Origin of the sequence: Halosimplex amylolyticum (assembly GCF_051414035.1) — an archaeon.
GTDB classification, from domain to species: domain Archaea; phylum Halobacteriota; class Halobacteria; order Halobacteriales; family Haloarculaceae; genus Halosimplex; species Halosimplex amylolyticum.
On sequence record NZ_JBLKNW010000002.1, the window covers coordinates 416,866 to 438,947 of the forward strand.

The following is a 22,082-nucleotide window of genomic DNA, read 5'->3' on the forward strand; positions in this document are numbered from 1 at the left end:
CGATCCGGTCACCGGGATAGTCCGGGAACCCTCGCGTCGGCGGTGACGCGGCGACACCGGTCGAGCGCGCGGCGACAGCCGTCGGCCGCGGTCGAGATGGCTCCGGCGGCGCCGTCGGCAGCGGTGCCAGCCAGGCGGCGGCTACGATCCGCGGCGGCGCGGCCGGCGCTGGCGGATCGCCTCGCGATCCCGCCCAGTTTCCGGCGCCACCGCGACGGCGAGAGGAGGCTCGTGGTCGTGATCAGACACGCCGCGGCGAGCGTCGAGACGGTCGCGATCGACCGCAGGCGGGACGCCGGCGGGACGGTTCCCGCGGTGTTCGTCCACGAATCGTCGGCGCTCGGCGTTGCGTAGGGGTCGGGGTTCCGCAGGTCGGCCAGGACCCGCCGTGCGATGACTTCCGCGCCGTTGTCGAACTGCGGTTCGGGGGGCGGCGACGCGACGGCGTCGAGGACGTCGATCGGGTCTGGCGCGACCGTGAATCCGGTGACGTCGAACCGCTCCAGCCAGTCGGCCACGGCCTCCTGCTCGTCGGTCGCCGGGTGGACGACGCAGGGCGTCTCCGCGACGGCCGCGTCCATGATGGTCGAGTAGCCGGAACACACGACGACGTCGGCCCCGCGGATGTACGGCAACAGGGAGGCGACCGGGTCCCAGTCCTCGTCGGCCACGTCCAGCACGTCGTACCCCTGTCGGCGGAGGTGGTCCGCGATGCGCGACAGCGACGAGTAGTGACTCGGGACGACCACCACGTCGGCTTCGTCCCGCACCGGCGGGTCCCCGTCCAGTGCCACCGGCGGGATCCGCGTCGCCCGGTCGGGGTCCGCCGCCGACCCCGGCCAGACGACCGGATAGAAGAACTCGCGGGCGGCCGAGAGCTGGAACAGGGTGTGAAACCGGGCGCCGGCCCGCTCGACGGCGTCGTCGTACAGCCCCGGCATGTCGTGTTTCAGCACGTACAGGGGGACGTCACAGCGGGTGGCCGCCATCGCCGCGAACATGTCGTCGGTGACCAGCGCGTCGGGCTCGGTCGCCGAGAGCCACGCCTGGTAGTCGGCGATCCGGCCGAGACTCGCCGGCAGGCTCTGGGTCGCGGCCTGCCACAGCGACCCGCCCTGGTAGGTGTCGATGTAGTCGACGGTCGTCGGTTCGAACTCGTCGTACCCGTTGAGCGCGACGAACTCCCGGCCGGCGCCTCCGCCCGCCATCCGCACCGAGCCCCCGGCGAACTCGATCGCTTCGGCGACGGCCAACATCCGCGTCGCGTGCCCCGCTCCCTCGGGGTAGTGCGCCACGGCTACTGTCGGTGGCATTGCATCACTACCGGAGCGTCAAACGATCCCGGCATATGTTTTGTGGCCGTCACCCGGAGAATCGCCGGCACACGGGTACCGACCGCCGAAAATTCCGTCGCGTGGCAATCGGGACGGACACCTCCGCGGTCCCCGCTGGACTAACACACCGGTTTCGGGTCGACGCCCATCGCTTCGAGTGCACCGACGTACTCGTCGTAGGCGGCGTCGATCACCCGGACGGCGCCCCGCTCGGCGCGCTCCCAGTCGCTGTCGGTCTCGCAGGTCGCGTCGAGCAAGGTGATCCCTTCCTGGAGCCGCTCGTTCGCGTCGGACCGCAGGTCCCGAGCGAGGTCAGCGCGCGTCTCGTCGGCCTCGTTGACGAAGAAGTTCACCACCTGGAGGTGCGTCCGGTCGGCGACGAGCGGGCGACCGACGAACCCGGCGGCCAGTCGCTCGACGGTCCCGTCGGTCTCGGCCAGGGAGGCGTGGAGCGGTTCGTCGTCGGCGTCGATAGTCGCCGCCGCGTCGGCGTCGTCGTTCGGCAGCGCTGCGAGCGACTCGACGACGCGGTCGAAGTGATCAGTCTCTCGTTCGGCGGCGGTCTCGAAGGTCGACGCCGCGTCGCCGACTCCCTCGTCGGCCCACCGATCGAAGGTCTCGCGGCCGCTGGCCGCCGATTCTGCGACCGTGCGGAGGACGGGCGCGCGTTCCAGGTCGGCGTCGGTCGCGGCGATCAGGTACTTGTCGGACCCGAGCCGGTCGAGCTCCGTCGCCCGCGCGTCCCGCACCGTGTCGACGAGTTCCTGGCCGTTCATGACCCGTCGTTGGGACGGCAGGCAGGTATATGTACGGCCGGAGCACGCGACCCCCCCGGGAGCGGCCCGGCCGACCTTTATGTTCCCGCCCGGCGTCCCCGAGACACAGAATGCAGGGAGTCGTGGAGATGCTCGTCGATGCGCTGAGCGCGCAGTCGCTCCTGGTGCAGGCGCTGACCGGCGGGGTCGTCATCGCCGGGCTCAACCTGTTCGGGGCCTCGCTGGTGTTCGTCTGGCGCGACCCCTCCGAGCAGGCGCTCGACGGCGCGCTCGGCTTCGCCGCGGGCGTCATGCTCGCGGCGAGTTTCACCAGCCTCATCCTCCCCGGGATCGAAGCGACGCCGGGCGGGAACCCGCTCCCAGTGCTCGGCGGCGTCCTGCTCGGCGCGCTCGCGATCGACCGGGCGGACGTGCTCGTCCCCCACGCCCACTACCTGCTGACCGGGAAGCGCCGCGAGGACGCGGCCGATCCCGACGGCGACCTCTCCGTGGTCGAGGACCGATTCGCGTCGGTCGTCCTCTTCATCCTCGCGATCACGCTCCACAACATGCCCGAGGGGCTGGCCGTCGGCGTCGGCTTCGGGTCGGCGGCCGCGGGCGACGCGTCCGTCGGGAGCGCGGTCGCCCTCATGCTCGCCATCGGGATCCAGAACGTCCCCGAGGGGCTGGCGGTGTCGGTCGCCGCCGTCAACGCCGGGCTCGACCGGAAGTTCTACGCCGCGCTCACCGGAGTCCGGTCGGGGCTCGTCGAAATCCCGCTCGTCCTCCTGGGCGCGCTCGCGGTGACGCTTGCCGCGCCGATCCTCCCCTACGCGATGGGCTTCGCCGCCGGCGCCATGCTGTTCGTCATCAGCGACGAGATCGTCCCCGAAACTCACCTCCGCGGCAACGAGCGGGTCGCGACGCTCGGCACCATCGCCGGCGTCATCGTCATGCTCTACCTCGACATCTCGCTCGCCTGACGGCGTCGACGACCGCGCCCGACCAACGCGGGTGCGGTGACCGCGGGTGCGGCGACCGCGCGCTCGCCGGATCGACCGACTTAGGTGCGGACGGCGACTAGCAGTGGTGTGACACCGCTCCGTCCGGTCGCCCACGCGCCGCCGTCGCCGGACCCGATGCTCCTCGGCGTCCACCTGCTGGCGGGCGTCGGCTCCGGGCTCTTGCTCGCGCTCGGCGTCGCGGCGCTCGGCCAGCGCGGCTCGCGCTCGTACCTGCTGGTCGTGCTCGCGCTGGGCGCGCTCGTCGCCCGGACCGTCGTCTCCGGACTGGCGATGTTCGGGCCCCTCGACCCCGGCCTCCACCACTTCGCCGAGCACGCCCTCGACGCCATGCTCGCCACTTTCCTGCTCGCCGCCATCTACTACGCGCGGACGACCGAGCCGGTCGCACCGGGTGACCCGCGATGACAGAGAACGAGACGCGCGCCCGGATCGCCGCCCACGTTTCCGAGAACCCGGGGGTGTACTTCAGCGAACTCGCCCGCCAGCTCGACCTCGCGCCGGGACAGGTCCAGTACCACATGCGCCGGCTCGACGACGTCGTCTCGGCCGACCTCTACGGCCGAACGCACTACTACCCGCCCGACTGCGGCGACTTCGAGCGGCGCGCGCTCGCGGCGCTGACCCGGGAGACGGCCGCGGACGTCGTCGTCACGCTCCTCGGTCAGGGTCCGAGCGCCCCCGGCGACGTCGCCGAGGAGATAGACGTGGCCCGGAGCACGCTGGAGTGGCACCTCGACCGGCTGACCGACCTGGGCATCGTCGCCAAGCGCCGCGACGAACGCGGCCGCGTGACGCTCGTGCTCGAACGGCCCGAGGAGACGGCGCGACTGCTCCGCACCGTCGAGCCCTCGCTCCCCGACCGGCTGGTCGACCGCTTCACGCGACTGGTCGACCGGCTCCTGGCGGAGTGAGGCCGGCGGCGTCAGGGAGTCGCCGCGCCAGCGATCGGGGTCAGGACCCGTCGCCGCTCCCGCGGCTTTCGAGACACCGACCAGAACCCCCTTGTCGAACCGGTCGCTAGAGCCGCCGATGCCACCCAGTCGTTCCCGCGGCGTCTCCCGCCGGGCGTTCGTCAAGGCGGCCGTCGCCATCGGCGGTGCCTCGGCGCTGTCGGCCTGTCTGGACCGCGAGAGCCCCGACCTCCCGCAGGGCGCAGACGACCTCTCCGCCCTCCCCGGCCGCCAGCACGCCTGGAACACCTCCCTCTCGACCGACGAGCACGGCAACCACCTCCAGCCGCGCCACCACCTCCTGCTGTACCTCGACTACGCCGGCGACGGCCCGCCCTCCGACGCCGACCGCGAGACCGTCGAGACCGCCCTGCAGTCGCTGGAGCGGTCCTACCCGCGACGACACGAGAACGACGTCGGCCTGCTGTTCACCGTCGGCTACTCGCTCGCCTACTTCGGACGGTTCGACGACGGCCTCCCCGAGAGCGTCGACCTCCCGGCGCCCGAACCGCTCGCGCCCTTCGAGGATCCGGCTCCCGACGAGCCCGACGCCGTGGTCCACCTCGCCAGCGACTACGGCTCGGTCGTCCTCGCCGCCGAAGAGGCGCTCCTCGGGGACGAATCGAGTCTCAACGGTCGCGAGATGGACGCCGACTTCTCCGGCGTCTTCGAGCGAGCGTCGCTCGCCGCGGACGGCCCCAACCGGCGGACCGGGTTCGTCGGCGAGGGCCTCCCCGCGGAGAACCAGGACGTGAACGGGATCCCCGACTCGGAACCCGTTTCCGAAGACTCTCCCCTCTACATGGGCTTCAAGTCCGGCTTCGAGGGCAACCAGGCCAGCGAGGACCGGGTGACCATCGAGTCGGGCCCGTTCGCCGGCGGGACCACCCAGCACGTCTCGCAGATCCACCTCAACCTCGGCCAGTGGTACGAGCAGGACAGCCGCGAGCAGCGCGAAGCGACGATGTTCTGTCCGGCCCACGCCGACAAGGACCGCATCGAGGGCGTCGGCGACAACCTCGGCACCGACACCGGCGTCGAAGCCTGCGCCGAGGACCTGGACAGCGACGCGCGCGAGAAGGGGGTCGTCGGCCACTCCCAGAAAACCGCGACCGTCCGCGAGGACGGCTCCCCCATCATCCTCCGGCGTGACTTCGACTCGACGGACGGTGGCCAGGCCGGCCTCCACTTCCTCTCGCTGCAGGCGCGCATCGCGGACTTCGTCCGGACGCGCGAGGCGATGAACGGGAGCGACCTGGCCGAGGACACCGCCGTCCGTCAGCGCGCGAACAACGGCATCCTCCAGTACATGTCCGTTCGCCGCCGCGGGAACTACCTGCTCCCGCCGCGCGAGCACCGCGCGCTCCCGACCCCGCGGCCGTCCGAGTGACCTCGACCCCTCGAAATCACCCCGGCTCGCTCGAAATCACCGGACGACGGGACCGCCGTTTCGAGAGCCCTACCAGAAGCCGCTTTTAGGTACGGCCGTTACGAGCGGACATGCACAGACGACGCTTTCTCGCGGCGGGCGCGGCGGCCGCGTCCGCGAGCCTTGCGGGGTGTCGGTCGCTGTTCCAGACCCGCTCGGCCCGGTCGCCCCCGATGGTCGAGGACCGGCCCGACGCCGTCTACATCCCGAGCCACGTCGAGGGGATGGAGATGGTCGGGATGGCCGACGCGGGCGACTACAAGGTGGCGCTCACCTACAGCTTCCCTCACCGCTTCTGGCGCGCCGAGGGCGACCGCTTCGAGAAGGTGGAGATCCAGGGAAGCGACACCGTCCACCTCATGACGACGGTCTGGGACGCCGAGACGGGAACTGTCGTCCCGAACGGCGCCGTCACGACGACGATCACGAAGGACGGCGAGACGTTCACCAGCGGGAAGCCGCTCTGGCTGATGCTCTCCCAGAACATGGGGGTCCACGCCGGCGACAACCTCGAACTCGGCGGCGACGGCACCTACGACGTCGAGGTGTCCGTGCCCCCGCTCTCGGCCCGGCGGACGGGCGCGTTCCGCGACCGCTTCGACGAGCTCGCGACCGCCTCGTTCACGATGGGGTTTTCGCAGTCGACGCTCGAGGAGGTCTTCTTCGAGCGACTGCAGGACAGACAGGGCGAGCGCGCCGCCCTGGAACCGATGGAAATGGACATGGTCCCCGTTGCGCGGGCGCCCGCGACCGAGGACCTGCCGGGGACGGTCCTCGGCGAGACGACGAGCGGCGACGCCGTCTTCGCCGCGATGCGACTCGAGTCGCCGCCCGCCGGCTTCGTCGAGTCGGACGGCGACGGCGGCGGCACGGACAGCGACGGAACGGCCACCGGGGGCACGAACGGCAGCACAGACGGCGACGGCGGCGCAGGTACCTACCTCGCCGTCTCGATGCGGACGCCGTACAACCGCTATCCGATCCCCGCGACCACGGTGTCGGCGACGGTCACCCGGGACGGCGACGCGGTCTTCGACGACGACCTCGCCCAGACGTTCGACCCAGATCTGGGCTATCACTACGGCGCCGTCGCCGACGTACAGTCGGGCGACGAACTGACGCTCTCGGTCGGCGCGCCGCCGCAGATATCGCGCCACGAAGGCTACGAGACGGCGTTCGTCGACTTTGCCGAGACGTCGATGACCGTCGGAGAGTAGCGACGGCCGCGGACTCTCGGCGAGGAGTTCGGATCGATGCGACGGGATCGGGCACTCCGAGCCGATTCAGAACGCGTACCGGACGTCGAAGTGAGTGTCACAGGCCGGGCAGCACGTCGGTGACTCCCCGTCTGCGTCGCCGCCGTCCTCGACGACCGTGCTGTCCTGGGGCAGCGGCACTCCGGTCGGGTGCTCGCAGTCCGGACAGGGAACCATCTCGCTGGTGATCGCGCTGGCACCGTCGTCCCGGGGGCCGCGTTCGAGTACGGACATGTTGTTTCTCCTCTCGCCACCCTACCCGATAACAGTCCTTCCAAAACATTTTGGCACCAGCTCCTGGCTCGCCGTCGCCGCTCGTGACTCGACACTGCCTTCGATCGGGTCTCTCGCCCGAGCGACGCGGCGCCCGTACGCTTTTGTCGAATCCGGGGGTAGGACGTGGAGAGTGGAGACCCCGTGACGCGACCGGATCGCGACGATGGCCACGTCAAGACCCTCGTCAGACGGCACTGGAACGGCCGGGCGGCGACGTTCGACGACGAGAGCCAGCACGGCATCCACACCGAGGCCCAGCGCGAGCGGTGGCTGTCGGTCCTCCGCGAGTGGACGGGCGAGCGACCGCGTCAGACGCTCGACGTCGGCTGCGGAACAGGCGTCGTCTCGCTGTTGCTGGCGGCGCTGGGTCACGACGTCACCGGCGTCGACTTCGCCCCCGCGATGCTCGAACGGGCGCGGACGAAAGCCGCGCGGGCGGGGTTGCCCGTCGGGTTCGTCCGCGGCGACGCGGAGCGCCTCCCCGTCCCCGACGACGCCGTCGACCTCCTCACCGCCCGTCACCTCGTGTGGACGCTCCCGGATCCCCAGGGGGCGCTCCGGGAGTGGCGGCGGGTCGTCGAACCGGGCGGCCGACTCGTCCTGATCGAGGGGTTCTGGGACCACGACGAACCGTGGGACGAGTACGAGGCGATCCACGACGACCTGCCGATGTACGACGGGCGACCGCCCGCGGCGATGCGCGAGACCCTCGAATCCTGCGGCTTCCGGTCGGTCGACCACGAAGCGCTCGCGGATCCGGTGCTGTGGGGACGAGAGCCCCGTCACGAGTACTACCTCGCGGTCGGCACGGTCCCCGAGTGAGCCGCCGGGTCTGCGACGGGTGCCTACTCGGCAACGGTCGGGGAACTACTGTATTGTGATGGTATACCACACTTCTGGATCGGGATGGAACGCGGCGCCGAGTGGGAGCGAGCGGCCGTCCGCGAGCGGTGGGAGGAGGGAGAGCGGCGACGCGGGCGCTCTTTCTCCGTCGGCCCGATAGCCGCGGCCGCCGGGCTGTGGATCTGCTGGCGGGCGCTCACCGAGTGATCGGACGGGGAAGTGCGGCGGACGCCCCCGGTGCGCGCTGCGATGGCGTCACTCACCGCCTCTCAGCGGGGCGTGCCGACGCGAGCGCAGGTGGTCGACGCCGCCGACGAGCACGAGGACGACGCCGAGGGCGGACACGGCGAGGTGGGGCTCGCGGAACCAGAACGGCACCTGTGCGACGCTCCCCTGGATGCCGGCGACCGCGAGCGTGAGGACGGGGATCCCGCCGCCGGTGTCACCGCCGACCGAGTCGGACGCGTTCATCTGCGGGAGGGGCGTCTTCGTCGGCGTCGCGGAGCCGTTCTCGCCGCCGGGGGTCGCGGTTTCGTCGCCGTAGCTGCCGGCGAACTCGCCGAAGGGCAGGCGGTCGGCCTCGTAGGGGATGCCGGGCCCGCTCGTGACGGCCTCGTCCGTCGCGACACTCCAGACGAGTTCGCCGTCGGGGTTCACCTCGATGACTCGCTTGTTCCGCGAGTCGGTGATCAGCGTGTTCCCGTTGGGGAGGCGGTCGGCGTCGCGCGGCCAGAAGAGTTCGATGCCGCCGGCTTCTTCGACGACCCACGCCGGTTCCCAGCTCCCGTTGTCGGTCCGGTGGAGCTCGACGACGCGGTCGTTCTCGCTGTCGGCCACGAGGACGGCGCCGTCGCCGAGCCACTGCGGGTTGTGCTGCTCCTTGATCACCGACGGGTCGCCACAGCGCACGTCGCCGTCGCCGTCGGCGTCGACGAGACGATTCCCCCCTCGCAGGCAGTTGTCGTCGCTCGTGCCGGTGTCCTCGTTGATGACCTCGACGACGCCCGCGCCGCGCTCGACGACGACGAGCTGGTTCGCGTTGCGCACGGAGACGAGGAAGCGGCCGTCGCCGATGGCGTCCACGTCGTTGATGTGCAGCCAGTCGCGGCTCGTCGGGTCGTCGGGCGCCTCGTAGAACTCGCTCGCGTTCCACTGCCACACTTCGGTGCCGTTCTCGACGACGACGACCCGCTCGGCCTCCATGTCGGTGTAGACGACGCCGCCGTCCCCGGTCGCGTCCATCGCGTGGACCTCGCTGTTCGTGATGCTACCGACGGGGAAACTGTACTCGTCGACGATCGCCCCGGTCTCGGGGTCGAGGGTGCGATACCCCGTGCGGGCGCACGAATCGCCGTACTCGCCGCAGTCATCGGAACTCTCGTTGGCGAAGGCCGCGAGGACGCGCCCGTCATCGAGCATCGAGACCTCGAAGTAGCCGTCCGCCGCGGTGTTGCGCCACTCGACGTCCCCGCCGTCGTAGCCGAGGACGCTCCCGTGGGTCACCCAGCCGCCCTGGACGCCGACGAGCGTCTGCGGCGACTCCGGGAGGGGCGTCTCCGTCGGGGTCGCGCCGTCGGATCCGCCCGGTATCGGCGTCCCGGCGGAGGGCGAAGTGGTCGGCGTCGAGGCGTCGACGCCGCCGACCGAGCGGTCGGGAGCGGTCGTGGCACCGACGACCATCGTCGCGACGACGAGACCGACGCCGAGCAGGACCAGGGCACTGCCGCGCGAAACGTCCATCGTGGCACGTTTTCCGCCTCGTCGGCGAATAAGCCTTCGGGTAGTGAACGCCGGGTGACCGCCGGAGCGGCCGCGCGCTCGACCGTTCCGTCGGTCCCGCTGACTCGTCCCGAGTTGCTCACCCGGCGTCTCGTTCCTTGCGGAGGCCGTCTCGTTCGAGTTCGGCGGCGACGCTCTCGGGCAGGAACTGCGAGTCGCCGGGGTCGTCGTAGCTGAGCCAGCCGTCGCACGTGTGGTAGGCGGCGGCCTCGCCGTCGAACTCGGCGGGGCACTGGTTGTCCTCGTCGAGGCGGCCGGCGACGTTGTGCAGGAGCTCGTGGACGGCGACGAACGTGCGGTAACTCGTCCCGTCGAACTCGGTGTGGTACTGCGTCGCGACGACCGAGAACGTGCCGGGCGTGGCCGCTCGACCGGCGAACTCGGCGTCGACCTCGACCAGCATCAGGCTGTGGTACACGCCGCTGCGGTTGCCCATCGCGTCGCCGCCGTACGTCCCTTCGAGGCCGAGGTAGTCCCGGTCGTCGGAGACGGTGATCGACTCGTTGCGCTCGATCTGGTCGACGTGGAGGTCGATCCCCGTCGAGCCGTCGGGGTTGCCGACGGGCATCGACGCCCACGCCTCCTCGAAGTCGTCGAGTTCCCCCTCGTCGAACGCCTCGGCGTTCTCGCTCACGGTGACCTGGACGTAGAGGTCCGCGCGCAGCGGGTCCGCGCCGGGAATCCGCGCACCGCCGTCGGTGACGCCGGCCACCTCTTCGCCGTCCGAGAGCGAATCGCGGTCGGTGTCGGCGACGGTCAGGTTCGTGCCGAGTTCGGCCTCTCGACCGTCGGCCAGGCCGTCGTCGTCGGTGTCGGCCGCCAGCGGATCCGCACCGAGGTCGAGTTCCCGCCCGTCGACCAGTCCGTCGGCGTCGGTGTCGGCCGCGGTGGCGTTGGTCCCGCGTTCGAGTTCCTCGGCGTCGGCCAGTCCGTCGCCGTCGCTGTCCGCGCGGGTGGCGTTCAGCCCGAGGCCGACTTCCCGGCCGTCCGCGAGGCCGTCGCCGTCGGTGTCGGCGACGGTTGCGTTCGTCCCGAGGTCGAACTCGCGGCCGTCCGAGAGCCCGTCGCCGTCGGTGTCGGCGACGGTCGGGTCGGTCCCGCCGTCGACCTCGGCGGCGTCGGGCAAGCCGTCGTCGTCCGTGTCCGCCACCGTGGCGTTCGTGCCGAGGTCGAGTTCGCGGGCGTCCGGCAGGCCGTCGTCGTCGGTATCGGCCGCGGCCGGATCGGTGCCCGTCGCCACTTCGTCGCCGTCGGTCAGCCCGTCGTCGTCGGTGTCGGCGGCTGTCGGGTCCGTTCCCAGTTCGACCTCGCGAGCGTCGGAGAGTCCGTCGTCGTCCGAGTCGGCAGCCGTGGGATCGGTCCCGAGTTCGACTTCCCGACCGTCCGCGAGGCCGTCGCCGTCCGTGTCGGCGTCCGTCGGGTCGGTGTCGTACTCGTCGCGTTCGACGGCGTCGTCGAGGCCGTCGCCGTCGCGGTCCGGGTTCGGCGTCGCCGTGGGCACGGCGGTCGGCGTTGCGGTCGGCGTGTCGGACGCCGCCTCGGCGGTGGTACTCGGCGCCGGCAGTTCGGCGTCGGCCGGCGATTCCGTGGAGGGGCTGTCGGCGGCGGGACCGTCGTCGAACGGGGCCGCGCCGGTGAGAACCAGTGCCGTCGCCGCGCCGACGACGAGGACGGCGGCCAGCGCGACCGTGGGTCGTCGCATCGTCGGACAATTCGGATTGGTAGCCAAGTACTTGTCGGCGACTCCGGCGGCGGGTCGCCCGGCCGAGCCACTGAACATCCCGCAAGTACCTTTAGGGCCGCGGCAGCCGGCGATCCGGTATGTCTGGCGCCGACCGGCCGAACGTCGTCTGGATCGCGATGGAAGACACGACGCCGCGCCTGGGGTGTTACGGCGACGACCTCGCGCGGACGCCCAACGTCGACGGTCTCGCGGCCGACGGCCGGCGCTACCCGAACGCCTTCTCCACCGCACCGGTCTGTGCGCCCAGCCGCGCCGCGGTGATGACCGGCTGTCACCAGAACGCCATCGGGGCCCACCACATGCGGACGACCCACACCAACGACGACGCCCCCGAACTCCCGACGCCCTACGAGGCCGTGCCGCCCCACTACGTCACCGCCGTCCCCGAGTTCTTCCGCGGCGCGGGCTACTACTGCACGCTCGACGAGAAGGCCGACTACCAGTTCGGCACCCCGTTCACGATGTGGGACCACCACGGCGACGGCGCGGGGTGGTGGGACGACGCCCGCGACCCCGACCAGCCGTTCTTCGCCATGTTCACCAACGGCGTCACCCACGAGAGCGGGCAGTGGGACCCCACCGAACCCGGCACGGACGACCAGTTCGGCGGCGCGGTCGCCGACCCGGACACCGACCCCGACGCCGTGGACGTCCCGCCGTCCCTCCCCGACACGGAGGAGACCCGCACGGCCATCGCCCGGCAGTACGACAACGTCGCCCGCTCGGACCAGTGGGTCGGAGACCTCCTCGACCGGCTCGACGCGGACGGACTGGCAGCGGACACCATCGTCGTGCTCTGGAGCGACCACGGCGAGGGGCTCCCCCGGAGCAAGCGCTGGCCCTACGACGGCGGGATCCACGTCCCGCTGATCGTCCGCTGGCCGGGCGAAGTCGACGGCGGCGGCGTCGACGGCCGCCTCGTGAGCATGATGGACCTCGGGCCGACGACCATGGCCGCCTGCGGGCTCGACGTGCCGCAGTACGTGGGCGGCCGGCGGTTCCTCGGGCCCGACGCCGACGAACGCGAGTACGTCTTCGCCACGCGCGACCGCTACGACGAGTCCTACGACATGGTCAGGGCCGTCCGCGACCACCGGTTCAAGTACGTCCGCCACTACCGCCCGGGGACGCCGTACCGCCAGTGGATCCCCTTCCGGAATCGCCACCCGGTGATGCGCCAGATCCTGGAGCGCGCGGCCGCCGACGAACTGGAGGGGCCAGAGCAGTGGTTCGACGCCCGCCGTCCCGCCGAGGAGCTGTACGACCTCCGCGCGGACCCTCACGAGGTCGACAACCTGGCGGGTGACTCGGAGTATTCGGACACCCTCCAGCGCTTCCGCGACGCGCTCGACGAGTGGCGTGACCGAGTCGACGACGCCGGCGACACCGCCGAGGCCGAGATGGTCCACGACCGGTACCGCGGCGAGGAACAGCCCGAGACCGCCGCGCCGCGGTTCGTCGTCAACGCGCCCGACCACGACGAGCGCGAGGCCAGAACGGACGGACTGAGCCTGGAAGCGCCGGCGACGCTCTCGCTCTACTGCGCCACGCAGGGCGCCTCCGTCGCCTACGCGTTCTCGGAGGACCCGGTCGACGACGACGGCAGCGACCCGCAGTGGACCCTCTACACCGGCCCGGTCGAGCTGCCCGAAGGAGAGACGACTGTCCGAGCGAAGGCCGTCCGCTACGGCTTCGAGGAGAGCGAGGCGCAGGTGGGGGCGTTCACGGTCTCGGAGTGAGCGCTCCCGGAGTCGGCGTCAGAAAAGCTATCCGTCCGCGCGGCAAACCCAAGATCGATCGGACGAACAGCATGACAGACGACACTGACCGGCTGACGGCGGACGGGCGCGCGGGGGAGACCGAATCCGTCGGCGACCTGGTCGAGAAGATACGGTCGCTCGACGACGACGGGGAGCGAAACCGGGGGGTGCTCCTCGAGCAGCTCTCGGAGGTCGAGACGCGCTTGCTCTCGTTCGGACGGGCGCTGGGGGGCGACCCGGAGACGGTCGCCGACTTGCCCTTCACCGAGGAGGCGGGCACCGACAGGATGCCCGAACCGCTCTACGTTCGCCACGACACGGAGATGCTCAACCAGGTGACCGGCTGGCTCCTCCAGGAACAGCACATCGGGCTGGTGAGCCACTACGGCACCGGCAAGACGGCCTTCCGCGAGATCGTCCGCCGCGACCTGGGCGAACACGACGACTTCGTCGTCGCCATCCTCGACAACCCGCGCGAGACCACGCCCCGCAAGCTCTACGCGACGATCCAGACGACCGCCGAGGCGGCGGGCTACGAGATCGAGGACCGTGACTACTGGCAGACCCGCGACGGCGTCCCCTGGGCGACCGAGGACGCCAAGGAAGCGGCCCGCGAACTCGTCGAGGAGGTCCGCGCCGACGGGAAGACCATCCTGCTCGTCGTCGACGAGATCGAGGTCCTGCCCGCCGAGATCCTCTCGACGCTGCAGGTCGCGGGCGACATGGGCGTCCGCCTGTTCCTGATGGGCACGCCCGAGGGGAAAGAGCGCGTCGCCGACCTGCGCGGGACGCTCGACTCCCGGCTGCGCTACTACGAGGGGATCGAACCCTTCGACGTCGAGGACATCGCCGAGTACATCGCCCGCTCGTTCGCGTACTTCCGCGACGAGCCCTACGAGGACCAGCCGTCGGAACTGTTTACAGAGGCAGCCATCCGAGACGTCCGGGAGCGCAGCGACGGCATCCCGCGGGAGGTCCGCATCGAGTGCCGCGAGCTGTTCACCCGCGCCGCGTTCGTCTGGTACCGCACCGGCCAGGAGATCGACCGCATCCAGATCACGCCCGAACTGCGCCACCGGCGGTTCGGGATGGGTCGATAGCGACCCGGGCCACCCCGGGCGCCCGAGACTGTGCCGGGCCGGCGTGGTGGCCCGACTCACCGGACGAGCCCGCGAAACTTCGCGAGTTCGCCGGCCAGCTCTCGACTCTCGAGTAACGCGAATCCGGCGACGATGACGCCGAAGCCGAGCAGTGTCATCGGTTGCACCCGCTCGGCGAGGAACAGCCAGCCGACGACGAGCGCGACGACTGGCGTGAGGTACGTCACGAGGTTCGCCTTCAGCGCACCCACTTCCGCCATGAGCGTGAGATACAGTACGAACCCGATCGCACCGGGAAACACGCCGAGGTAGCCCACCATCCCGATCGCCAGCGGCGTCACGCGGACGGCTGCCAGCGACTCGCCGATCGCGACGGCGAACCCGACCTGGATCGTCGCCCCGATCACCATCGCCCAGCCGGTCAGTGCCGGGATCGGCATCTCGGGCCGACTCCGCCTGACGAGGACCGTTCCGAGGGCGACGACGCTGACGCCGACGAACACCAGTAGCTTGCCGACGACGGCCGGGTCGACGAGCGCCGACGGGTCGGGCCGGACGATGATCGCGACGCCGAGGAACCCGAGGAGCACCCCGAGGTAGTCACGACCGGCGAGTCGCTCCTCTGGGAGGAGCGGCCAGGCGAGCAGGCCGGTGACGATCGGCGAGAGACTGAAGATGATGGCGGCCACGCCGCTCGCGATGAACTGCTGGCCGACGAATCCGAACCCGATCCCGCCCATCAGGAACGCGCCCCCGGTCAGCACGGCCGCCCAGTCCCCCCGGGTCCGCGGGGTCCGATACTCCGCGGTGAGACCGACGTACCCCAGCAGGAGCACCGCCGCGAGGTAGTTCCGAATCGCGACGAACAGGAGCGGCGGGAGGAATTCGAGCCCGGTCTTGACCGCCGGGAACGCGGTCCCGTAGACCACCGTGACGACGGTGAACAGCGCCAGCGTTCGCGACCGGGACATACCGCCCGACCAGTTCTCACGCACTGTTAAGTAACGGGGAGATACCACCGAGTCCGACGGGCGTTGGTCGCGGCTTACGGCAGTCACCGCACGACCTACGAGGGGTGCTGGTGTTTGATCTGTTCGGCTCTGACGCTCGGGACCTCCGAGAGGCACTCGCGGCACTTCCAGGTCGGGTAGACGTCGCCCTGCTCCTTGACGAGGTCCTGTTTGTACCGCAGCGTCGCCCCGCACTGACAGGTGTAACTGGCGGGAGACATACGTGAGCGAACGCGGCGAGCGCGCAAAAAGTATCGGGGCCGAATCGGGGTGCGGAAGCCGTCGGCGAATTGCGGAAGCGGTACGGCGGTCGACGGGTAGGCATTCGCGCGCCTCTGGCGCGCAATTAACCGGAACCGAGCGGAGCGAGGTTCCGGTTTTTCCCCAAGTTTTTGCTGAGGGGGTTCACCGCAGCGGCCCGCAGGGCCGCGAGGAAACCCTCTCAGCAAAAAGTGGGCTTGCCTCGCGGGTCACTACGTTCCCCGCTCGGCTTTCAGCGGTCTCTCACTTCGTTCGAGCCCGCTCCTACATCATGCCGCCCATACCGCCGCCCATGCCGCCCATGCCGCCCGGGGCGCCGCCGGGGCCGCCCGCGCCCTCTTCCTCGCCGCCCGAGGTCGAGAGGTCGCCGGCAGCGATGATGTCGTCGATCTTCATGACGAGGTTCGCGGCCTCGGACGCCGAGGAGACGGCCTGCTCCTTGGCGTGGGCCGGCTCGACGACGCCGGCCTCGAAGGTGTCGACCACGTCGCCGGAGTAGACGTTCAGACCGGCGTGTTCGTCGCCGTCCTCGTGGGCGGCGCGCAGGTCGACGAGGGTGTCGATGGAGTCGAGGCCGGCGTTCTCGGCGAGCACGCGCGGGACGAGTTCGAGCGAGTCGGCGAAGGCCTCGACGGCCAGCTGTTCGCGGCCGCTGACGGAGTCGGCGTAGTCGCGGACGCGACCGGCGAGTTCGACCTCGGTGGCGCCGCCGCCCGCGAGGACGCGGCCGTCGGCGACGGTCGAGGCGACGACGTCGAGCGCGTCGTTGATGCCGCGTTCGAGCTCGTCGACGACGTGGTCGGTGGAGCCGCGCAGCAGCAGGGTGGCGCCGTGGCCGCCGTCGCCCTCGACGTAGAACATCTCGTCGTCCTCGTCGCGGCGGACGCTCCCGCTGGCGACGTCCTCCTCGGTGATGGAGTCGATGTCCGAGACGATGCGCGATTCGAGGAGCTCGGAGACGAACTCGATGTCCGACTTCTTGACGCGGCGGACGGCGAGGATGCCCTCCTTGGCGAGGTAGTGCTGGGCCATGTCGTCGATGCCCTTCTGGCAGAAGACGACGTTGGCGCCGGCGTCGGCGATGGTCTGGACCATCTCCTGGAGGCGCTGTTCCTCCTGCTCGATGAAGTCCTGGAGCTGGTCGGGGCTGTCGAGGTTGAGCTGGGCGTCCGTCTCGGTCTCCTCGACCTCGATGGGGGTGTCCAGCAGGAGGACGTTGGCGTCGTCGACGGTGGTCGGCATGTCGCTGTGGACGGCGTCCTTGTCGACGATGCCGCCGGCCAGCAGGTCGGACTCGGAGACGGCGCGGCCCGTCTGGGTCTGGATCTTGAGGAACTGCAGGTCCGGGACGTGCGAGCCGTCCTCGGCCTCGACGGTGACTTCCTGGATGGCCTCGACGACCAGGTCGACGAGGACGTCCTTGTTGAGCTCGGCGCCCTTGCCGGTCATGGACGTCTCGGCGACGCTCTTGAGGATCTCCTCGTCACTGGGGTCGACGGACGTGGCGATCTCGCCGATCTCGTCTTTGGCCTTCTTGCTCGCGAGGTTGAACCCGCGGATGATCGACGTCGGGTGGATGTCCTGCTCGAGGAGGTCCTCGGCGTTCTTGAGGAGCTCGCCCGCGATCGCGACGGCCGTGGTCGTCCCGTCGCCGGCCTCGTCCTCCTGGGCCTCGGCGACCTCGACGATCATCTCGGCCGTCGGGTTGTCGATGTCCATCTCGGTGAGGATGGTCACGCCGTCGTTCGTGACGGTTACGTCGCCGAGGGAGTCGACGAGCATCTTGTCCATCCCCTTCGGCCCGAGTGTCGAACGGACCGACTCGGCGACCGCTCGCGCCGCCGAGATGTTGTGGCTCTGTGCGTCCTTGTCCTTCATCCGCTGGGAATCCTCGCCCAGAATAATCATGGGCTGTCCCTGCATTCGCTGCTGACTCATATTCGTACGGAAGTATGAATGTGCTTCTATATAAAATTGGGTGTTCGTGGGCGAAGGGGGAGCCCGCGGTAGCTGCCGTGTATTCCCGGATAACCGGCATATCGAGTCCGCTACCCGGTTCGCGTGTGTCACGTGTTACCAACGTGTGCGGCCGGTTGGCACTGGGGTTTATATGTATCGAACGAGCGGAACGTGCGAGTGGACCGGCGGTCGGGCTCGGTGAGCGGCGGCGGACGGGCTCGGTGAACGACGACGGTTGAATTTGGGGGACGGCCGCTCAGTTCACGGGTTCTTTCCAGTGGACGATGACGACGCCGACGACGAACGCGTCGGTGGTGGTGGCGTCGCGTTCGATCTTGATGGTGTTGGTGCCCTCGGTGAGGTCGATGCCCGAGAGGGTGTCCATCCAGTGTTGCCAGCCGTCGCTGGGCGGGATGTCGAACCCCGACAGCGCGACGCCGTTGACCAGGATCTCGTGGCCGTACTCCTCGACGTCGTAGGCCTGGAGTTCCAGATAGGCGTCGGTGGCCTCGTCGGTCGGCACCGTGAACTCCAACTCCTCCGTCTCGTCGCCGACGAACTCGGCCCACGGGACGGCGAGGCTCTCCTCGTTCTGGCCGAGGTGTTGCTGGAACGGGACGAGCGCGTAGTTTGGACGGCGGTCTCCCATACCGATCCCTGGGTTTCAACCGATTTATATGTCCGGCCGGCCCGCCCGTCTCCGGGTCGACCGCTCGCCGGCGCGAGACGAACACGTTCGGCCACAGGTCGAGAACTCCGGGGGCCGTACGGTCGACCATGAGCGCCATTCCGGGCGAGGTCGACACCGACCGGCAGCCGCCGATGACGGTCCCGCTCCGGCACTTTCTGGTCGGACTCGCCCTGCTCGTGGCCGGTGGAGCGATGGGCGTGCTCGAGGCGGTCGGCGCCCTGTCGGGGCTGTCCGTCCTCGCGCACGTCCACCTCCTGCTGGCGGGGTGGGTCTGCATCACGATCATGGGTGCGATGACGCAGTTCGTCCCGGTGTGGTCGAACGCGGCGCTGCACTCCCGGCGGCTGGCGACGGCGCAACTGTGGCTCGTGACCGTCGGCGTCGGCGGCATGGCGGCGACGTTCGCGACCGGAGCCCTCGGGTGGGTCCACGCCTTCGGCGGCCTCGCACTGCTCGGGTTCTGGACGTTCGCCTACAACGTCGGGCGCACGCTCCTGGCCGCGCGCCCCTGGGACGTGACCGAACGCCACTTCGCGCTCGCCCTGGGATTCTTCGTCGTCGTCCCTCCCATGGGCTTCGCGCTCGCGATGAACTACGCCGTCCCGTTCCTCGTCGGGTCACCCGTCAGCCCTCTGCGACTGACCGCCGCCCACGCCACGCTCGCGGTGTTCGGTGCGGTCCTCACGACGGTACTCGGCGCGCTCTACCAGCTCGCCACGATGTTCACCCAGACCGAGTTGCACGGCGTCGACCTGCACCTCCGCCGGATCGAGGAGTTCGGCTATCCCGTCGGCGTCGTCGTGCTCGCCGCCGGTCGCCTCCTCGGGTCCGCCCCCGTCGCTCGCGTCGGCGGGCTGCTCGTCGCCGTCGCGATCCTGGGGTTCAGCGCGATTCTCGCCCGCCGACTGGTCGAGACGCAGGTCGCGTGGACGCCGATGCTCTCCCGCTACGGGGTCGTCGCCGCCGCGATGGCCGCGTGGGGGCTCCTCACTGTCCGCGCGTGGTTCGTCGACCCCCTTACCCGGACGGCGCTGTTCGGCGGCGGCCCGCTTCACCTGCTGGTCTTCGGCGTCGTCGGCTTCGTCGTCCTCGGGACGCTGTACCACGTCGTCCCGTTCATCGTCTGGGTCCACCGCTACAGCGACCTGCTGGGCTACGAGCAGGTCCCCATGATCGACGACCTCTACGACGACCGCGTCGCCGCCGCCGACTTCACCTGCATACTCGCGGGCGCCACCGGCCTCGTCCTCGCCGACGCGTTCGCGCTCCCGACCGTCGTGACGGCCGCAGCCGGCGTTCTCGCGACCGCTGGGTTCGTCCTCTTCGCCGGCAACATGGTCCTCGTCGTCCGCGAGCACAGTCCGCACTCGCTTCGTGGCGTGCTCGTCACCCGGCTCGCCGACGACGGAGCGGTGACCGAGCGCGCGAGCGAGGAAGTCCCGGGCGCCGAAGACGCCGCTCGGTGACGTTGGTTCTGGATTCCGTGTGCGATAACTACCTCGGCGGAGCCGCTCCAGCGAACGCTTATCCCGTTCTGTCCCCTCCGCTCAGAGAAGATGGGCATCTTCAACAGGCTCGGCCGGGAGGTCGAACAGTTCAAGCAGACGGCCGTGGAGTCGGCCGAGGAGCAGTACGACTACCGGTGCGAGGAGTGCGACGCGCGGTTCACGACGAACCACGACTACTGCCCCGAATGCGGCGCCGAGGCCGTCGTCGAGACGGTGGAGACGGCGAACGACGAATAACGGACTCGAACGACCGAGAAACCACGACCGCCCCTCACCGCTCGCGCACGACGACGAACTCCGCGAGGTCGCGCAGGTAGTCCATCGCCTTCGAGTCGTCGGCGTCGACGGCCGCGAGCGCGTCCAGCGCGACCTGGGACTGCTCGCGCGCGCGTTCGTTCGCTTCCTCGGGCGTCAGATCGGCGACCTGGACGAGCGACGGCCGCTCCATCGCGGCGTCGTGGCCCGTCGGCTTCCCGAGGTCGTCGGCGTCGGCCGTCGTGTCGAGCACGTCGTCGCGCATCTGGAAGGCGACGCCGACGCGCTCGGCGTACTTGCCGAAGTTCTCGACGGTGTAGGCGTCGGCCTCGGCGGCGATGGCGCCGAGTTCCGCCGCCGCGCGGAACAGCGCGCCCGTCTTCCGCCGCGCGAGTTCCATGTAGTCGTCCTCGCTCGCGGGCTGGGCGACCAGTTCCGTGGCCTCGCCCTCGCCGAGTTCGACCATCGACTCCGAGACGGCCTGCATCGCGCGTTCGTTGGCCGAGAAGAGGGCGAACGCCTCGCCGAGCAGGCCGTCGCTGGCGATGATCGCCGGGCCGTGCCCGTACTCCGCCCAGGCGCTGGACGTGCCGCGGCGCAGCTCGGAGCGGTCGATGATGTCGTCGACGACCAGCGAGGCGCTGTGGACGAGTTCGATCCCCACCGCGAACTCGACCGCCGTGTCGACGTCCCCGCCCAGGGCCTCGCAGACCAGCACCGTCACCGTCGGTCGCACCCGCTTGCCACCCGACAGCACGACGTGGCGCACCTCCTCGCCGAGTTCGTCGGGTTCGACGCCGCCGAGGACCTCCTCCAGCCGCTCTTCGACCCGTCCCCGACGACTCTCCAGGTACTCCATCACCGGGGACTCGGGTTCGCTGCGGCTTGTAGCTGACGAAGCCCAGCCACCGGTCCCGAAGCGAGCCTCGACGGCGGAGCGGTCTGTGGGATTTCGCCCGCGCTCAGACGGCGCAGATGTCGTGGAGGTCGTCCAGCGAGTCGAGGTCCCAGGTGGGCCACACGTTGAGGTCCCAGTCGTGACGGTGGGGTCGGCGGATGAACGCCGAATCGATGCCGGCGTTCTCGGCCGCCTCGATGTCCGACTCGTTGTCGCCGACGTACAGCGCCGACTCCGCGTCCAGATCGGACAGCGCCCGCTCGATGTAGTGGGGATGGGGCTTGCGGAGTGTCAGGCTCTCGATGGTCGCCTCGCGGCCGTACGCCGTCTCGAACAGTCCGCCGATCTCGAAGTGGTCGAGCAGGAAGTCGACCGTCTCCTGCTGGTTCGAGCTGACGATCCCCGTCGCCACGTCGAGGTCGGCCAGCGTGTGGACGTCGTCGTAGGGCGTCTTTCGGCCCGCGCGCGCCTCTTCCTGCTGGGCGCCCGAGACAGTGCTGTCGCGAGCGCGCCAGAACTGGTCGGGTTCGAAGCCGTACACGTCGCTGACGGCCTGGACCTGCTCGGGCGTCGCACCGATGGTCATGTCCTCGACGTGATCGGGGTCGGGGTCGGTCACGCCGAACTGCGCAAACGTCGCTTCGGTAGCCTCGCGGAGAACGTCGAAATGCGTCCGGCCGACGAGGACACCGTCGTTGTCGAACACGACGGTATCGTAAGTCATACCCGTGATTGTGAACGCGCCGTGATAAGTCTTTCAACACCATCTTTTTCGCCGGGGGGTCGCGCACGGCGCGACCCCCCAGCCAAAAACATGGGTGAAAAAGGCCGAATCCTCGCTTCGCTCGGATTCGGTGAACCCCGCCTCACTTCGTTCGGCGCGGATGCTCAGTACAACCTGCAGACTGACAAATTGCGGTGGCGCGCGCTGGCGAGCGTGTCCGAGCACTGCGAGGACCGCGAGACGACACCGTGCGAGGGATGAGGAGCGCAGCGAAGCGAGCACCGCAGTCGGTTGGGGAGGCGTGTGGTGTGGTGCTGTGCGGTACGGTTCCTGGCGGACTGAAAGGGCGAGACGGGCTCGCGACGAAGTGGAGTCGCCTGAGCGGGCACTATCCGAACGAAGTGAGGATATCCCGCTCAGCGGCCGCGAGCCCGTCGAGGGCTTTCAACTCTTCGTCGAGTGCGGACGCGATCACTTGGCTTCATTCCACACCAGCCCATCCCGAAGCAACCGCTCAACAAGCAG

At 70.0% G+C, this 22,082-nt stretch carries 22 protein-coding genes; 11 read left to right on the forward strand and 11 right to left on the reverse strand.

All coding sequences use genetic code 11. The features are described 5' to 3' along the window. Positions 1–8 precede the first annotated feature (8 nt). Positions 9–1,313 carry a glycosyltransferase gene (locus ACMGFE_RS12630; protein WP_436925553.1) on the reverse strand — a complete coding sequence of 435 codons (1,305 nt, stop codon included), beginning with the start codon at positions 1,311–1,313 and terminating at the stop codon, positions 9–11. 140 nt (positions 1,314–1,453) lie between these two features. Continuing rightward, positions 1,454–2,110, reverse strand: a complete 657-nt coding sequence (locus tag ACMGFE_RS12635) for a rubrerythrin family protein (RefSeq protein WP_436925554.1) — start codon at positions 2,108–2,110, stop codon at positions 1,454–1,456. Positions 2,111–2,220: 110 nt separating this feature from the next. Here ACMGFE_RS12635 and ACMGFE_RS12640 point away from each other — a divergent pair, with 110 nt between their 5' ends. The 5 genes from ACMGFE_RS12640 to ACMGFE_RS12660 all read left to right on the forward strand — a co-directional run bounded on the left by ACMGFE_RS12640 (position 2,221) and on the right by ACMGFE_RS12660 (position 6,710). Then, positions 2,221–3,072, forward strand: coding sequence for a ZIP family metal transporter (locus ACMGFE_RS12640; RefSeq protein ID WP_436925555.1), 852 nt, complete (start codon positions 2,221–2,223; stop codon positions 3,070–3,072). A 108-nt stretch (positions 3,073–3,180) separates the two neighbouring features. Continuing rightward, positions 3,181–3,519, forward strand: coding sequence for a DUF7471 family protein (locus ACMGFE_RS12645; protein ID WP_436925556.1), 339 nt, complete (start codon positions 3,181–3,183; stop codon positions 3,517–3,519). Further along, positions 3,516–4,025 (forward strand): winged helix-turn-helix transcriptional regulator, encoded by a 510-nt coding sequence (locus ACMGFE_RS12650; RefSeq protein ID WP_436925557.1) that lies wholly within the window; start codon positions 3,516–3,518, stop codon positions 4,023–4,025. The genes ACMGFE_RS12645 and ACMGFE_RS12650 overlap by 4 nt, the downstream gene beginning before the upstream one ends. Before the next feature lie 118 nt (positions 4,026–4,143). After that, on the forward strand, positions 4,144–5,454 hold the full coding sequence (locus ACMGFE_RS12655) for a DUF7405 family protein (protein ID WP_436925558.1): 1,311 nt from the start codon (positions 4,144–4,146) through the stop codon (positions 5,452–5,454). Between the two features lie 110 nt (positions 5,455–5,564). Then, positions 5,565–6,710 (forward strand): DUF7350 domain-containing protein, encoded by a 1,146-nt coding sequence (locus ACMGFE_RS12660; protein ID WP_436925559.1) that lies wholly within the window; start codon positions 5,565–5,567, stop codon positions 6,708–6,710. Positions 6,711–6,776: 66 nt separating this feature from the next. Here the strand turns inward: ACMGFE_RS12660 and ACMGFE_RS12665 are convergent, their stop codons facing one another. After that, on the reverse strand, positions 6,777–6,983 hold the full coding sequence (locus ACMGFE_RS12665; RefSeq protein WP_436925560.1) for a hypothetical protein: 207 nt from the start codon (positions 6,981–6,983) through the stop codon (positions 6,777–6,779). Between the two features lie 183 nt (positions 6,984–7,166). Between ACMGFE_RS12665 and ACMGFE_RS12670 the strand changes: the two genes are divergently transcribed. Then, the gene (locus ACMGFE_RS12670; RefSeq protein ID WP_436925561.1) at positions 7,167–7,847 is read left to right on the forward strand and encodes a class I SAM-dependent methyltransferase; all 681 of its coding nucleotides are present in this window, start codon (positions 7,167–7,169) and stop codon (positions 7,845–7,847) included. Positions 7,848–7,931: 84 nt separating this feature from the next. Beyond that, positions 7,932–8,075: a hypothetical protein gene (locus ACMGFE_RS12675; RefSeq protein ID WP_436925562.1), complete on the forward strand. Its 144-nt coding sequence runs from the start codon at positions 7,932–7,934 to the stop codon at positions 8,073–8,075. A 48-nt stretch (positions 8,076–8,123) separates the two neighbouring features. On the opposite strand, the gene ACMGFE_RS12680 is transcribed toward ACMGFE_RS12675, so the two are convergent. Together ACMGFE_RS12680 and ACMGFE_RS12685 are read right to left on the reverse strand one after the other, a co-directional pair. Next, entirely contained in the window at positions 8,124–9,608 is a 1,485-nt protein-coding gene (locus tag ACMGFE_RS12680; protein WP_436925563.1) for an aryl-sulfate sulfotransferase, read from the reverse strand. Between the two features lie 118 nt (positions 9,609–9,726). Continuing rightward, entirely contained in the window at positions 9,727–11,349 is a 1,623-nt protein-coding gene (locus tag ACMGFE_RS12685) for a hypothetical protein (RefSeq protein ID WP_436925564.1), read from the reverse strand. 119 nt (positions 11,350–11,468) lie between these two features. Here ACMGFE_RS12685 and ACMGFE_RS12690 point away from each other — a divergent pair, with 119 nt between their 5' ends. After that, positions 11,469–13,130 carry a sulfatase family protein gene (locus ACMGFE_RS12690; RefSeq protein WP_436925565.1) on the forward strand — a complete coding sequence of 554 codons (1,662 nt, stop codon included), beginning with the start codon at positions 11,469–11,471 and terminating at the stop codon, positions 13,128–13,130. A gap of 71 nt (positions 13,131–13,201) precedes the next feature. Beyond that, positions 13,202–14,251, forward strand: a complete 1,050-nt coding sequence (locus ACMGFE_RS12695; protein WP_436925566.1) for an AAA family ATPase — start codon at positions 13,202–13,204, stop codon at positions 14,249–14,251. A 56-nt stretch (positions 14,252–14,307) separates the two neighbouring features. On the opposite strand, the gene ACMGFE_RS12700 is transcribed toward ACMGFE_RS12695, so the two are convergent. The 4 genes from ACMGFE_RS12700 to ACMGFE_RS12715 all read right to left on the reverse strand — a co-directional run bounded on the left by ACMGFE_RS12700 (position 14,308) and on the right by ACMGFE_RS12715 (position 18,130). Further along, positions 14,308–15,222 (reverse strand): DMT family transporter, encoded by a 915-nt coding sequence (locus ACMGFE_RS12700; RefSeq protein ID WP_436925567.1) that lies wholly within the window; start codon positions 15,220–15,222, stop codon positions 14,308–14,310. A 95-nt stretch (positions 15,223–15,317) separates the two neighbouring features. Further along, positions 15,318–15,482 carry a hypothetical protein gene (locus ACMGFE_RS12705; protein ID WP_274322200.1) on the reverse strand — a complete coding sequence of 55 codons (165 nt, stop codon included), beginning with the start codon at positions 15,480–15,482 and terminating at the stop codon, positions 15,318–15,320. A 304-nt stretch (positions 15,483–15,786) separates the two neighbouring features. Then, positions 15,787–17,460, reverse strand: a complete 1,674-nt coding sequence (gene thsB, locus ACMGFE_RS12710; protein WP_436925568.1) for a thermosome subunit beta — start codon at positions 17,458–17,460, stop codon at positions 15,787–15,789. A 277-nt stretch (positions 17,461–17,737) separates the two neighbouring features. Then, the gene (locus ACMGFE_RS12715; RefSeq protein WP_436925569.1) at positions 17,738–18,130 is read right to left on the reverse strand and encodes a DUF7383 domain-containing protein; all 393 of its coding nucleotides are present in this window, start codon (positions 18,128–18,130) and stop codon (positions 17,738–17,740) included. A 128-nt stretch (positions 18,131–18,258) separates the two neighbouring features. Between ACMGFE_RS12715 and ACMGFE_RS12720 the strand changes: the two genes are divergently transcribed. Beyond that, on the forward strand, positions 18,259–19,638 hold the full coding sequence (locus ACMGFE_RS12720) for a heme-copper oxidase family protein (RefSeq protein WP_436925570.1): 1,380 nt from the start codon (positions 18,259–18,261) through the stop codon (positions 19,636–19,638). Positions 19,639–19,728: 90 nt separating this feature from the next. After that, positions 19,729–19,917 (forward strand): FmdB family zinc ribbon protein, encoded by a 189-nt coding sequence (locus ACMGFE_RS12725; RefSeq protein WP_436925571.1) that lies wholly within the window; start codon positions 19,729–19,731, stop codon positions 19,915–19,917. Positions 19,918–19,951: 34 nt separating this feature from the next. On the opposite strand, the gene ACMGFE_RS12730 is transcribed toward ACMGFE_RS12725, so the two are convergent. Then, on the reverse strand, positions 19,952–20,794 hold the full coding sequence (locus tag ACMGFE_RS12730) for a polyprenyl synthetase family protein (protein ID WP_436925572.1): 843 nt from the start codon (positions 20,792–20,794) through the stop codon (positions 19,952–19,954). Positions 20,795–20,897: 103 nt separating this feature from the next. After that, entirely contained in the window at positions 20,898–21,557 is a 660-nt protein-coding gene (locus ACMGFE_RS12735; protein ID WP_436925573.1) for an HAD family hydrolase, read from the reverse strand. Positions 21,558–22,082: the final 525 nt, after the last annotated feature.